The following is a 12,949-nucleotide window of genomic DNA, read 5'->3' as shown; positions in this document are numbered from 1 at the left end:
TTCGGACAATTTAGTATTCGCCTTCGGGCTTCAATTCCCGGGACAGCAGGAGCGGTCCCAGATCGTCTATGGACAGTTTGCCGGCCAGCACGGCGACGACGGCCGCTGTAATGGGCATGTCGACGTCGAGCTTTCCGGCAAGCTCGTGGACTGCCTGGCTGGACTTGATGCCTTCGGCCGTCTGGTTCATTTCGGCCGTGACCTGCTCGAGGGTGAGGCCCTTGCCCAGCAGCCGGCCGGCGGTGTGGTTCCGGGACAACGGGGAGGAGCACGTTGCCACCAGGTCACCCAGTCCGGCGAGCCCGGCCATGGTCCGGGCTTCCCCGCCCAGCGCGAGTGTCAGGCGGGAGGTTTCGGCAAGCCCTCGGGTGATGACCGAGGCCTTGGTGTTGTCGCCCATCCGCTTGCCTTCGCAGATTCCGACGGCCAGGGCGATGACGTTCTTGACGATGCCGCCGATTTCGACGCCGATCACATCGGTGGTGGTGTACGGGCGGAAGTAGGGTGCGGTGCAGCTGCGGGCGATCCAGCCGGCGGCCTCGGAATCGGTCGAGGCCACAACAGAAGCAGTTGGCTCCTCACGCGCGATCTCCATGGCCAGGTTGGGTCCTGAAACGACAGCGATCCGTTCCGCGGGGATGCCGAGCTCTTCACTGATGACTTCACTCATCCGTGCATCCGAGTGGAGCTCAAGGCCCTTCATGAGGGAAACAACGAAAGCACCGGGCGGCACGAGGTGCTTCCATTCGCGCAGCTGGGGCCTCAGGGTCTGCGCCGGGACCGCGAGAATTACCAGCTCGGCGCCGTCGAAGACCTCCGCGACGTCGGTCGATGCGGTGATGCTGGACGGCAGGACGATGTCCTTGAGGTACTGCTCGTTTTTGTGCAGGATGTTGATCTGGTCCACCACTTCGGCGCGCCGGCCCCAGAGGCGGATCCTTCGTTCAACGCCGGACGCGATCGCACCGTCAGCGACGATCTTCGCGAAGGTGGTTCCCCAGGAGCCTGCCCCGAGGACGGCGACGGTCCGGGCGGTGTCCGTCGCGGGGAAGTCGGCGGTCATTCGGTACTGTCCCCAATATTCTCGTTCGACGCGCCGCCGTTCCGGGTGGCCTTGCCCGGGCCGGTCTCGCCACGTTCGATGAAGCGGCCATGAGTGGACTGGCTGTGCGCGGACGGATCCCAGCGTACAGCCGGCGACTTTTCTCCACGAAGTGTGGCGACCAGCCCGGTGATGGCGTCCATGATGAGGTTCGTCGCTTCGGAGAGCGTTGCTTTGTCCAGCGGTCGTCCGGCGAAGGCGCTCAAGTCCACCGGCGCACCGACGATCAGGCGTGAGGTCTTCCGCGGAAAGATGTGGAAGCGCTTGGCGTAGCGGGGGAAAACCTCGTGGGCGCCCCAGTGGGCCATCGGCACCACGGGGATGCCGCTCTCCAGCGCCATCCGGGCTGCGCCGGTGTGGCCCCTCATCGGCCACAGCTCCGGATCGCGGGTCAGTGTCCCCTCGGGATAGATGATGATGGCACCGCCCTCGTCAACTACCTCTTTGGCGATCTGCAGCGAGCGGTTCGCGCCCGACGACGAGCGTTCCACCGGGATCTGTTTGGTGTTGCGCAACACCGCGCCGACGACCGGGACCTTGAAGAGCCCGGCCTTGGCAAGAAAGTGCGGCATCCGTTTCTGGTTGTAGAGCATGTGCCCGAACACCAGCGGATCGATTTCAGTGGTGTGGTTGGGTGCGGCAATAAAGCCCCCTGCCGGGAGCTTCTCGACGCCTTCCCATTGCTTCCTCATCAGGAGGTTCATCACGGGCCGGACGATGCCGGCGACAAGGACGAAGGTGATGTGGCTTTTCGCGGATTCCTTCACAGGTCGCCGCTACTCGGCTGAACTGATGTCAAAGTCGGCGCCAAGCCCGGCGAGCTTTTCGGTGAAGCGCTCATAGCCACGGTTGATGATGTCGATTCCGGTGACCCGGGAGGTGCCGGTGGCCGCGAGGGCCGCGATCAGGTGGCTGAAACCGCCACGCAGATCCGGCACGTCGATGTCGGTGCCGGAGAGCTGCGTTGGCCCCGAGATGACGGCTGAATGCAGGAAGTTGCGCTGGCCGAAACGGCACGGCACGCTGCCCAGGCATTCCCGGTGCACCTGGATGTTAGCTCCCATCCGGATCAGCGCGTCAGTGAAACCAAACCGGTTTTCGTAGACGGTCTCGTGGACGATCGAGACACCCTCGGCCTGTGTCAGGGCGACGATCAGCGGCTGCTGCCAGTCCGTCATGAAACCCGGGTGCACATCTGTTTCGAGGACCAGCGGATTGAGCTTGCCGCCGCGGTGGTAGAAGCGGATGCCATCGTCCTGGATGTCCATGCCGCCGCCGACCTTGCGGTAGGTGTTGAGGAAGGTCATCATGTCGCGCTGGGTGGCGCCCTCAACGAAGATGTCGCCGCGGGTGACGAGGGCAGCGGATGCCCAGGAGGCGGACTCGTTGCGGTCCGATAGCGCGCGGTGGTTGTAGCCGCCGAGGTCACGGACGCCTTCGATCCGAATCGTACGGTCCGTCTGGACGCTGATGATCGCGCCCATCTTCTGCAGCACGGCGATGAGGTCCACGATCTCGGGCTCGGTGGCGGCACCCATGAGTTCGGTGATGCCTTCGGCGCGGGTAGCGCTGAGCAGCACCTGTTCCGTCGCACCAACGGAGGGGTACGGCAGGGCAATCTTGGTGCCCTTGAGACCGTTGGGCGCCGAAATGTGGATCCCGCCGGGCCGCTTTTCCACGACGGCGCCGAATTGACGAAGAACGTTCAGGTGGTAGTCGATCGGACGGTCACCGATCTTGCAGCCGCCGAGGTCAGGGATGAAAGCTTCGCCAATGGCATGGATCAAGGGCCCGCACAGCAGGATCGGAATGCGGGAATCGCCGGCGTGGGCATCAATGGCCGTGCTGGATGCCGTCTTGGCACCCTTCGGGTCGAGGGTCAGGTCCCCCGTGACGGGGTCCTTCTCAACGGTGACACCGTGGAGCTGGAGCAGGCTGGTGACAACCTCGACGTCTTTGATTTCCGGCACGTTGCGCAGCACGGACGGCTCATTGCCCAGCAGGGCGGCGACCATTGCCTTGGGGACAAGATTTTTGGCCCCTCGGACGGTGACGCGGCCAGTCAGCGGGACGCCTCCGCGGATTGTCAGAACACTACTCATTTACCGGTTTCCTCACGACTACTCGCCCCCAAATCCTTACAAAGGCTCCTGCTAAGCATAGGAGCTTGCGTTACCGATCTGAAATGTCGGTCCGTTGGAGGGGTCCGGTTCACGCCCTCCAATCGTCTGTGACCCCTGCCGGAACAGCAGTCCGACGGCGTCACGGAGTGATGTTGACCCTTCGGCGATAGCGTGGGGCCTGTCCCCGGTTGGAGTCGCGAGGTTCGCCGTCCGCGGGCGCAGAACCTGCGGTCGTTTGACCGTGCCACCCTCAACGTCGAGTCACGGGACCGGCAAAGGTTTACCGCCGCCACCAAAACCTCGGCAGCAAGATGCGCCGTGGTGGGATAGACAAACCTTTTCCGCGCGGACGGCGGTACATCGCCGTCTGCGCAACGCCGAGTCTGCAGTCGACAGATTTCGCTGGCGGCACTTTTAGGTTGGAAGTGCGACCTCAGCTCGAACCGAGGGCCCTTAAAAGTCGGAGGTCGCTGGTTGACTGTTTCCATGGACGGCAATCAGGAGCCCGAAGTGGCTCGGGCAGGATGGGGCGGCGCCGGACGCGGCGCGACGGTCCCGGATGTCGCCCGCCTGCTCGCCACGGTCCGTGTTTCCCATTTCGGCGACGACGACGACGGCGGGGACCTCGATGCCGTCGGTCCCGGCCGCGGGGCCGTCGGTGCCGTCGGTGCCGGCCGCGGCGATGCTGGGGCCGGGCTGGCCGGCGATGCCGGGGCCGGGCTGGCCGGCGATGCCGGGGCCGGGCTGATTGACCAGCTCCGGGAGCTCGAGGATCTGAAGTCCGCCGCGGCCGCGCTGCAGGCCAGGATCGCGGTCGCCTTCGATGTCGCCCAGCGCCGGACCCGGCGTGCCGCGGGGATGCCCGCGGCCGAGCTCGGCGCCGGGGTCGCGGCGCAGATCGCCCTCGCCCGGCGCGAATCCCCGGCCCGCGGCGGCCGGCTCCTGGGCCTGGCCAAAGCCCTCGTGACCGAAATGCCGCACACCCTCGCCGCGCTCGAGAGCGGGCAGCTCAACGAATGGCGCGCCACCCTCCTGGTCAAGGAAACCGCATGCCCGTCCGCCGCGGACCGCTGCGCCGTCGACGACGAACTCGCCACCGACACCGGTTCCTTCACCGGCGCGGGCGACCGGGCCATGGTTGCCGCGGCCCGGGCCTGCGCCTACCGGCGGGACCCGCGCTCGGTCACGGAGCGGGCCAGCCACGCCGCCGGTGACCGGCACGTCAGCCTCCGCCCCGCCCCGGACACCATGACCTACCTGACCGCGCTGCTCCCGGTCTCCGCCGGCGTCGCCGCCTACGCCGCCCTGTCCCGGCAAGCCGATTCGCTCCGCGCCGGCGGGGACCCCCGGGGCCGCGGGCAGCTCATGGCCGACGGGCTCATCGAACGCCTCACCGGCACCCCCGGCGGGATCACCGGCATCGAAATCCAGCTCATCCTGACCGACCGGACCCTGTTCCAGGGCGACAGCGAACCCGCCCGGCTCCCCGGCTACGCCATCGTCCCCGCCGGCTGGGCCCGCGAACTGATCAAAAACGCCGGCGCAGCGCCCGGCACCGGCGATTCGGGCCGCCCGGGAGCCGGAGGCAAAGGCAGTGGAGGCGGCAGCGACAGCGACGCCGGCGCCGCCGGAAACTGGGCCGGCAGTGCGGAAACCCGCGGCGCCGCCGGTCATGGCGACGACGGCGACCACCGCCAGCTGCAGACCTGGCTGCGGCGGCTCTACACCGCCCCCGGCACCGGGGAACTGGTCGCAATGGACTCCCGGGCCCGGCTCTTCCCCGTCGGGCTCCGACGCTTCCTCCAGGCCCGCGACGACACCTGCCGCACGCCCTACTGCGACGCCCCGATCCGCCATCTGGACCACATCATTGCGTGGAAGCACGGCGGACCGACCACCTCAGCCAACGGTGCCGGGCGCTGCGAAGCCTGCAACTACACCAAGGAAACCCCCGGCTGGACAAGCCGCCCACGACCCGGGCCCGCCGGCACCAACAAGCACAGGCACGGCCTCGAACTCACCACCCCCACCGGCCACAGCTACCACTCCACCGCTGCCCGGCACAGTCATGATTCAAAACGCGGTCGAATATCCCGCCGAGGTAGATCCTGCCGCCAGACGCGGCAGAACCGAACTCATGCGCCGGGTGAAGGCACGGAAACGATCACGCCCGCTGAACCAGCCAGCTGCCTGATCCGGCCACACAGGGCGAGATGCTTCTTAACGCACAGAAGTGCCACCGCTTAACGCACAGAAGTGCCGCCGTCGAACTCGACAGCGGCACTTCTATAAATCGGGCCGGTGGGGGCCGGACCGGGGCGGCACCGGCGGCCGGAGAGGTCCGTCAAACGGTGTCAGGCCGGCCGTGCCCGTTCGCAGGGTCAAGACAGGATCAGGATAGCCTGGCCGGCAGCGTCTTGGGCTTGAAGGCGGGCCGCGTCGCCTCGTAGGCCGTGATGTCTTCCTCGTGCTGGAGCGTCAGCCCGATGTCGTCCAGGCCCTCAAGCAGGCGCCAGCGGGTGTAATCATCGATTTCGAACGGCGCCACGATGTTGCCGCACTGGACGGTCTTGGAGACAAGGTCCACGGTGACCTGGGTGCCGGGAGCGTTTTCCAGCTCCTTCCAGATGAGTTCAATGTCATCTTGGGCCAGTTCGGCGGCCAACAGGCCCTGCTTGCCGGAGTTCCCGCGGAATATGTCCGCAAAGCGCGAGGACAGCACAGTCTTGAACCCGTAGTCCTTGAGTGCCCAGACGGCATGTTCCCGCGACGAACCGGTCCCGAAGTCGGGTCCGGCAACCAGCACGGAGCCGGCGCTGAAGGGCTCCTGGTTCAGGATGAAGGCCGGGTTCCTTGCGCCACGCGGCGAAGAGGGCGTCCTCAAAACCGGTGCGCGTGATGCGCTTGAGGTAGACGGCCGGGATGATCTGGTCCGTGTCGACGTTGCTCTGGCGCAGCGGGACACCGATCCCGGTGTGGGTGGTGAACTTTTCCATGGCGGATCCTTCGGGCTGTGGGGATCGGGACTGTCGGCAGCTACGCTGCGTCGATACGGGCGGCGGCGGACTCCGGAACGGGATCCAGGTCCGACGGCGAGCTCAGGGTGCCGCGCACGGCCGTGGCTGCAGCCACCACCGGGGAAACCAGGTGCGTGCGTCCGCCCTTGCCCTGGCGACCCTCGAAGTTGCGGTTGGACGTGGACGCGCAGCGCTCCCCCACTTCCAACTGGTCCGGGTTCATGCCCAGGCACATCGAGCAACCGGCGAAGCGCCATTCGGCGCCGAAGTCCTTGAATACCCGGTCCAGGCCCTCGGCCTCGGCCTCGAGGCGCACCCGGGCGGAGCCGGGAACCACGAGCATCCGGATGTTGGGATCCTTGGTGCGGCCGCGGACGATGTCGGCGGCGGCCCGGAGGTCCTCCATCCGGGAGTTGGTGCAGGAGCCTAGGAAGACCGTGTCCACCCGGATCTCCTTCATCGGAGTGCCGGCCTCGAGCCCCATGTACTGCAGCGCGCGTTCCGCGGCGGCCTTGGCGTTCTCGTCACCGAAGTCCTCGGGCGAGGGCACCTTGGCCGAGAGCGACACGCCCTGGCCCGGGTTGGTCCCCCAGGTCACGAACGGTTCCAGGGTGTCGGCGTCGAGGTCCACTTCGACGTCAAAGGTGGCGTCGTCGTCGGTCCGCAGGGTGTTCCAGTACTCAACGGCTTCGTCCCATTCGGCGCCCTGGGGCGCGTGCGGGCGGCCTTCCATGTAGTCGTACGTGATCTGGTCCGGCGCAACGAGCCCGGCGCGGGCGCCGGCTTCGATGGACATGTTGCAGATGGTCATCCGGGCCTCCATCGACAGCGCCCGGATCGCGGAGCCGCGGTACTCGAGCACATAGCCCTGGCCCCCGCCGGTGCCGATCTTGGCGATGACGGCCAGGATGATGTCCTTGGCGGACACGCCCGGACGCAGGGTGCCCTCGACGTTGATGGCCATGGTCTTGAACGGCTTCAGGGACAGCGTCTGGGTGGCCATGACGTGCTCGACCTCGGACGTGCCGATGCCCATGGCCAGCGCGCCGAACGCGCCGTGCGTGGAGGTGTGCGAGTCGCCGCAGACCACGGTCATGCCCGGCTGGGTGAGGCCCAGCTGCGGCCCGACCACATGGACGATCCCCTGCTCGGCGTCGCCCAGGGAGTGCAGGCGGACACCGAACTCCTGGCAGTTGTTGCGCAGGGTCTGGATCTGGGTCCGGCTGGTCAGGTCGGCGATCGGCTTGTCGATGTCCAACGTGGGCGTGTTGTGGTCCTCGGTGGCGATGGTGAGGTCCGGCCGGCGCAGGGGGCGGCCAGCGAGCCGCAGCCCCTCGAACGCCTGCGGGGACGTCACCTCATGTACCAGGTGAAGGTCGATGAAGAGAAGGTCGGGCTGGGCGTTGGCTCCTTCGCCGTCCCCCTTGCGCACCACATGCGCGTCCCAGACTTTCTCGGCCAGTGTCTTTGCCACGGCCTTCTCCCTTCACTGCAGTGTTTATTGATGAATGTTTCTTAGTACGGACTGATTATGTCCAGACAATCAGCAGTCCCCCGCGCAACGCCAGTGCAACGACTTGCATCTCAGATAATGAGACGGCAATATCATCACATGGACAATTCTAGTGGAGTCGGTGTCATCGATAAAGCGGCCCATGTGCTTGACGCACTTGAGGCCGGCCCCACCACCCTGGCGCAGCTTGTCGCTGCCACCGGGCTGGCCCGGCCCACCGTGCACCGGCTGGCCCTGGCGCTGGTCCATCACCGGCTCGTCAGCCGCGACATCCAGGGCCGGTTCGTCCTCGGCAGCCGCCTCGTGGAGCTGGCCTCCGCGGCCGGCGAGGACCGCCTGATCGCCTCGGCTGGGCCCGTGCTCATGCAACTGCGGGACGCCACCGGCGAGAGCGCCCAGATCTTCCGCCGGCAGGGCGACTGGCGCGTCTGCGTCGCCTCCGCCGAACGCCCGATCGGGCTGCGCGACACCATTCCGGTCGGCACGCAGCTGTCCATGAAGGCCGGCTCCGCCGCCCAGGTGTTGCTGGCCTGGGAGGACCATGACCGCCTCCTGGAGGGGCTGCAGGCCGCCCGCTTCACCCCTACCGTCCTGGCCGGAGTCCGACGCCGGGGCTGGGGACAGAGCCTCGGCGAACGCGAGCCGGGGGTCGCCTCCGTGTCCGCTCCGGTCCGCGGCCCGTCCGGCCGCGTGATCGCCGCCGTGTCGATTTCCGGACCGATCGAGCGCCTGACCCGCCAGCCCGGGCGGCTTCATGCCGAAGTCGTCTGCAATGCCGCCCGCATCCTGACCGAAGCCCTGCGCAAGACCAGCGACTGACCGCCGCACGGCGGACGTCAGGGCCGCCGTACGGCGGAGCGCATAGGCTGTGCGCATGAACAGCTATGCGGTGTTCCTGCGCGGGATCAACGTGGGCGGGATCAATATCAAGATGGCCGAGCTGAAGGAAGCCCTGAAGTCCCGGCCCTTTTCCGGAGTCAGGACGCTCCTCGCCAGCGGTAACGTGGTGCTGGCCAGCGAACTGCCGCCGGTTAAGGTCAAGGCCGAGTTCGAGGCCTGCCTGCGTGAAACGTTCGGCTACGACGCGTGGGTGGTGGTGCTGGACGCCGGACGCGTCGCGGAGCTGGTGGCGGCCTGCCCCTACCCCGCGGACGATGCCTCCACGCATACCTACCTGACCCTCGCCTCGGACCCCCAGGCACTCACGGAACTCTACGCCGCCGGAACCGCCCTGGACGGGGCCGAGCTGACCCGGTTGGGACCGGAAGCCCTGGCCTGGCTTGCTCCCGCCGGCGGCACCCTGGACAGCCCGTTCAGCAAGCTGTCCTCGAAGCCGAAATACAAGGCGTCCACCACCACCCGGAACCTGCGGACCATGATCAAGGTCCGCGACACCGCGGCGTCACTGTCCGGGGGCTAACGCGGCGGGTCCTACCGTGCCGCTGCCTGCAGCGCCTTCCGGAAGGAACGCAGCCGGCCCACTTCGGCCTCCACTGGTTCCACCACGAGCTTCCCCGCGACGGACTCGACGGCGGCCTTGAGCCATCTCCTCGCTGCCGCGCCGCGGGCCCGTGCGACCGCCCCCGCAATGAACTTCGCCGCGATCGCCAGCACAATGCCCAGCAGGGCTCCCCCGGCGATCATCACGGTGGGCACCGGCCATCCCTCCACCCTGGCGACATCGGGCACGGGCAGCTGCAGATATCCCAGCGCGGCAAGGACGCCCAGCCAGGCGAACCCGCCCAGCGCTGTCAGCAAAGCCAGCCACTGGATGACGTTGAAGACCGTCCACCACCAGGACTTCCTGCCTGCTTTCAGATCGGTGGACGCGATGGCCTGGTCCAGGGCGTCCGGGAGCCGTTCCCGGCCTTCCCGTGCCGCGCCGCGGAGAACAGCGCGCCACGGTCCCGGAGCGCCGTCGGATGCCGCGTCGGCGAACTCCCGGACGGCGGCGTCGGTCCGGGCCCGCTCCGGAGCACCTGACGGCGGCAGCGAGGTCCGGTTCAGCTCCGGACGGACGCCGTCGGCGCGCAGGTTGAGCCGTCGCAGCGGGTCCGGCCGGAACCGGACCAGCCAGCGCGTCACCGGCCAGCCGGTGCGGCGGGCGGCTTCCTGCCGGTAGGAACGGACGACAGCCTCCACGACGAGCGGGACGTTGGCCGCGATAGCCAACTCCTCCGCCAGCCGGGTTCGGGAGTCCGCCTTCACCCCGGCCGGCTCCCCCTCGCCGGAGGCCTCCGCCAGCCAGGCCGAGGCGCGCGTGACATCCGCGGCCAGCCGCTGGGAGAGCGCCTGCCGCTGCACGGCCACGTGGCGGATGGCAGCCCGGACCTTGTCCACTCCGGTGCCGGTCACGGCGGAGGCGCCCAGGACCTGCACCTTGCCCAGGCCGTCCCGCGCCAGGATGCCCTGAAGGGATTCCAGCACCGGGTGCACATCGCGCTCCGGCAGCCGGTCGATCTGGTTGAGCACCACGAGGGTGACGGCGCGGTGGGAGGCGAGGGGCGCCAGGAAGTCGTTGTGCACTGCAGCGTCGGCATATTTCTGGGGATCGAGCACCCAGACGAGAACGTCGACCAGCCCCACCATCCGTTGTACGATCTCGCGGTTCGCTGCGCGGGTCGAGTCGAAGTCGGGCAGGTCCAGCAGAACCAGGCCCGTGCTTTCGTCGGCAAAACCAGCCACCGGCACCGCGTGGTGCCGGTTCCGGACGTCGAGCCAGTCCAGCAGCGGCTCGCTCCCGTCTGCTCCCCAGATGCCGGCGAGCGGTTCCGAGGTCGTGGGCCGGCGGACTGCCGCCGTCGCAATTTCCGCCCCGCTGACTGCGTTAAAAAGGGAGGACTTTCCGCTACCGGTCGCCCCGAAGAAACCCACTACGGTGTGCTCGGCGGACAGCGACCGCCGCGAGCCGGCACGCTCGATGATCTGGCGGGCTTCCTGCAGGGTTTCCTCCGGAAGCGCGCCGGCGGCCAGCCCGTGCGCCTCGTTGAGCGCGTCGAGCCGCCGCTGCAGTTGGGAGGCTTCGCGGGCGGCGCCATAGCCGCTCATGCGGCAGCCGCCAGGCGGCGCAGCGCGGCGGCATGGCTGGCCAGGACGTCCCGGTCTGCTCCCTGCTGGGCGTCCAGCCGGGACAGGAACCGCTGCTGTTCGTCCTGGAGCAGCTTTTGGCAACGTTTGTGCAGGTCCTCGCGTGCCGTCCGGGCGAGCCGGCGGACGGCGTCCTCGCCGAACACAGCTTCGAGGAGCCGCTGCCCGGCGACGGCGGTGCCGCCGGCGATGCCGACTTCGAGTCCGGTCAGGCCGGCGGTCATCGAAAAGACCACGATCATCAGGGCCGCACCGAGGCCGTTGATGCCGAAGGACAACCAGCGGGCCTGGGTGCGCTTGCCTTGGCCTTCGGTCCGGATGAGCTCCATCAGGCTCCCCTGCCATGCCCGGATTTCGGCGGCCACCGTGTCGGCGAAGCCCTCGGATGTGCCGGAGAGATCGTCGCTGCCGAGCAGCTGGCGGCCGGCCGGGTCGGACCGCCAGCGCTGGTCCGCATCCTCGGCGGCGTTGGCGGCTTCATCGATGATGACGGCCTGCAGCCCGGTTTCGATCGCCGTCTCGACCCGGACCGCCGGGGCAGGCTCGCCGCGGAAGAAGGCGCCCATCCGGTCCCGGAACCGGCCGATGTTCTGCTCCATGGCCCGGAAGAACTCGCCGGTGCCGACGAAGTCCTGCCAGCGTGCCAGGACTTCGCCGCGCAGCAGCGCCCCGTCGCGGGTTGCCTCGAGGATGCGTCCCACGGCGTCCCGGTACGCCCCGCGGGCATCCGCTGCGAGCACCTCGGCCGCATGCTGCTGGGCCTGAGCGGCCTGCGCCACCGCCTCGACCCGCATGCCGAGCGCCTTGACGGTTCCGTTGAGCGTGCGCCGTGCGATCTCGGCCCGGCCTGCCGCGTCCGCGGCGAGTTCCCGGAGCCAGGTCCGGAGCGGATCCACGGCATCGGCCGGCAGCATTCCCATCGCGTCCAGGGCAGCCTCCGGCACCACGAATAGCCGCGCTTCGCCCAGCCCCTCCCGGCTGAGCATGGCCTGAAGGTCGGCGCGGACCTCTGCCTCGGCGGCCGGCGGCACGCGGTCCAGCACCACGGCCACCAGAATGTCCCGGGACGCGGCGTCCAGGAGCAGCCGCCAGGGGACGGCGTCGGCGTAGCGGTTGGCCGTGGTGACGAACACCCACAGGTCGGCGGCGGCGAGCAGTTGGCCGGCGAGCTTGCGGTTGTCATCTGAGATGGAGTCGACGTCGGGAGCGTCCAGCAACGCGACCCCCTGCGGCACGGCACCGTCGGAGACCAGCACCAGGGAGGAAATCGCGGCGGCGTCAGGAGCGGGCCCGGCCTGGGTGGCGGGCAAGGGTCCGCTCGCGAGCGTGCCGCGGATCCGGCTGAGGCTCGGCAGGACCCGCTGGTCCTCGAACCAGGCGGCGTCCGAGGGGTGGTGCAGCAGGATCGGTTGGCGCGTCGTGGGCCGGATGGCGCCGGCACGGGTGACGCCGTGTCCCACCAGCCCGTTCACCAGGGTCGATTTCCCGGCGCCGGTGGAACCGCCCACCACGGCGAGCAGGGGCGCGTCCAGGCTGCGGTACCGGGGCAGAATGTAGTCATCCAGCTGCGCCAGGGCATTGCGGATGTCCTGCCGGGCGTGCTCCGCGTCGGGCAGGGCCAGGGGCAGGGCCGTTGCGGCAAGCTCGCCGCGGACGGCCTCCAGCAGCTCGACGGCGCCGCCCGGCCGTGCCGGCGGTGTCGGGCTTCCGGGGTCACCGGGGGTTTCTTCGGAGCTCACAGCATCATCATGCCAGTTCACCTTGAGTATCCGGGAGACGAAAAACGGCCCCGGGCTGGTGCCCGGGACCGTTTCATCTGTGACCCCAGCGGGATTCGAACCCGCGTTACCGCCGTGAGAGGGCAGCGTACTAGGCCGCTATACGATGGGGCCGTGTACTCTCCGGAACGGCATTCCTGCCGTTCGCGCTAAGTGATTGTTTCATACACTCAGCAAGTGTTTCAAATTGGCCAGGCCGCTTCAAAACCCCTGATCCACCGCGGAAATCCGCGGATTCTTCAGAGCTGGGATACCAGGACTCGAACCTAGAATGACGGTACCAGAAACCGTAGTGTTGCCAATTACACCATATCCCAATGGAACTTTCG

At 68.2% G+C, this 12,949-nt stretch carries 9 protein-coding genes, 2 tRNA genes and 1 pseudogene; 3 read left to right on the top strand and 9 right to left on the bottom strand.

Annotated features, from left to right (window positions below):
* Nucleotides 1-10: 10 nt before the first annotated feature.
* The 3 genes from QFZ69_RS06675 to murA are packed head-to-tail and all read right to left on the bottom strand — an operon-like array spanning nt 11 to nt 3,204.
* Nucleotides 11-1,063 carry an NAD(P)H-dependent glycerol-3-phosphate dehydrogenase gene (locus QFZ69_RS06675; protein WP_306916543.1) on the bottom strand — a complete coding sequence of 351 codons (1,053 nt, stop codon included), beginning with the start codon at nt 1,061-1,063 and terminating at the stop codon, nt 11-13.
* Complete coding sequence (locus QFZ69_RS06670; RefSeq protein ID WP_306916541.1) at nt 1,060-1,869, bottom strand: 1-acyl-sn-glycerol-3-phosphate acyltransferase; 810 nt, start codon at nt 1,867-1,869, stop codon at nt 1,060-1,062. The genes QFZ69_RS06675 and QFZ69_RS06670 overlap by 4 nt, the downstream gene beginning before the upstream one ends.
* A gap of 9 nt (nt 1,870-1,878) precedes the next feature.
* On the bottom strand, nt 1,879-3,204 hold the full coding sequence (murA, locus tag QFZ69_RS06665; RefSeq protein WP_306916539.1) for a UDP-N-acetylglucosamine 1-carboxyvinyltransferase: 1,326 nt from the start codon (nt 3,202-3,204) through the stop codon (nt 1,879-1,881).
* Between the two features lie 507 nt (nt 3,205-3,711).
* Between murA and QFZ69_RS06660 the strand changes: the two genes are divergently transcribed.
* Nucleotides 3,712-5,472 (top strand): HNH endonuclease signature motif containing protein, encoded by a 1,761-nt coding sequence (locus QFZ69_RS06660; protein WP_306916537.1) that lies wholly within the window; start codon nt 3,712-3,714, stop codon nt 5,470-5,472.
* 145 nt (nt 5,473-5,617) lie between these two features.
* Here the strand turns inward: QFZ69_RS06660 and leuD are convergent.
* Nucleotides 5,618-6,221: pseudogene (gene leuD, locus QFZ69_RS06655) on the bottom strand (3-isopropylmalate dehydratase small subunit).
* Nucleotides 6,222-6,261: 40 nt separating this feature from the next.
* Nucleotides 6,262-7,716: a 3-isopropylmalate dehydratase large subunit gene (leuC, locus tag QFZ69_RS06650; RefSeq protein ID WP_306916533.1), complete on the bottom strand. Its 1,455-nt coding sequence runs from the start codon at nt 7,714-7,716 to the stop codon at nt 6,262-6,264.
* Between the two features lie 138 nt (nt 7,717-7,854).
* On the opposite strand from leuC, the gene QFZ69_RS06645 reads away from it, so the two are divergent.
* On the top strand, nt 7,855-8,574 hold the full coding sequence (locus QFZ69_RS06645; protein WP_306916531.1) for an IclR family transcriptional regulator: 720 nt from the start codon (nt 7,855-7,857) through the stop codon (nt 8,572-8,574).
* 55 nt (nt 8,575-8,629) lie between these two features.
* Nucleotides 8,630-9,175 carry a DUF1697 domain-containing protein gene (locus QFZ69_RS06640; RefSeq protein WP_306916529.1) on the top strand — a complete coding sequence of 182 codons (546 nt, stop codon included), beginning with the start codon at nt 8,630-8,632 and terminating at the stop codon, nt 9,173-9,175.
* A gap of 11 nt (nt 9,176-9,186) precedes the next feature.
* Here the strand turns inward: QFZ69_RS06640 and QFZ69_RS06635 are convergent, their stop codons facing one another.
* The 4 genes from QFZ69_RS06635 to QFZ69_RS06620 all read right to left on the bottom strand — a co-directional run bounded on the left by QFZ69_RS06635 (nt 9,187) and on the right by QFZ69_RS06620 (nt 12,937).
* Nucleotides 9,187-10,803 carry a GTPase gene (locus QFZ69_RS06635; RefSeq protein WP_306916527.1) on the bottom strand — a complete coding sequence of 539 codons (1,617 nt, stop codon included), beginning with the start codon at nt 10,801-10,803 and terminating at the stop codon, nt 9,187-9,189.
* Complete coding sequence (locus QFZ69_RS06630; RefSeq protein ID WP_373461813.1) at nt 10,800-12,581, bottom strand: dynamin family protein; 1,782 nt, start codon at nt 12,579-12,581, stop codon at nt 10,800-10,802. Before QFZ69_RS06630 ends, QFZ69_RS06635 begins: the two co-directional genes overlap by 4 nt.
* Nucleotides 12,582-12,661: 80 nt before the next feature.
* Nucleotides 12,662-12,734: transfer RNA gene (locus tag QFZ69_RS06625), tRNA-Glu, on the bottom strand.
* 131 nt (nt 12,735-12,865) lie between these two features.
* Nucleotides 12,866-12,937, bottom strand: a tRNA-Gln gene (locus QFZ69_RS06620).
* Nucleotides 12,938-12,949 lie beyond the last annotated feature (12 nt).

The organism is Arthrobacter sp. V1I7 (assembly GCF_030817015.1).
Taxonomy (GTDB): domain Bacteria; phylum Actinomycetota; class Actinomycetes; order Actinomycetales; family Micrococcaceae; genus Arthrobacter.
The sequence above is the reverse complement of the archived record's forward strand: the minus strand, read 5'-3'. Positions and strand labels throughout refer to the sequence as shown.

Bases quoted from the DNA above. Each gene is read 5' to 3' on its own strand.
- QFZ69_RS06675 (WP_306916543.1), bottom strand. From the start codon at position 1,063: ATGACCGCCGACTTCCCCGCGACGGACACCGCCCGGACCGTCGCCGTC.
- murA (WP_306916539.1), bottom strand. From the start codon at position 3,204: ATGAGTAGTGTTCTGACAATCCGCGGAGGCGTCCCGCTGACTGGCCGC.
- QFZ69_RS06660 (WP_306916537.1), top strand. From the start codon at position 3,712: ATGGACGGCAATCAGGAGCCCGAAGTGGCTCGGGCAGGATGGGGCGGC.
- QFZ69_RS06645 (WP_306916531.1), top strand. From the start codon at position 7,855: ATGGACAATTCTAGTGGAGTCGGTGTCATCGATAAAGCGGCCCATGTG.
- QFZ69_RS06640 (WP_306916529.1), top strand. From the start codon at position 8,630: ATGAACAGCTATGCGGTGTTCCTGCGCGGGATCAACGTGGGCGGGATC.
- QFZ69_RS06635 (WP_306916527.1), bottom strand. From the start codon at position 10,803: ATGAGCGGCTATGGCGCCGCCCGCGAAGCCTCCCAACTGCAGCGGCGG.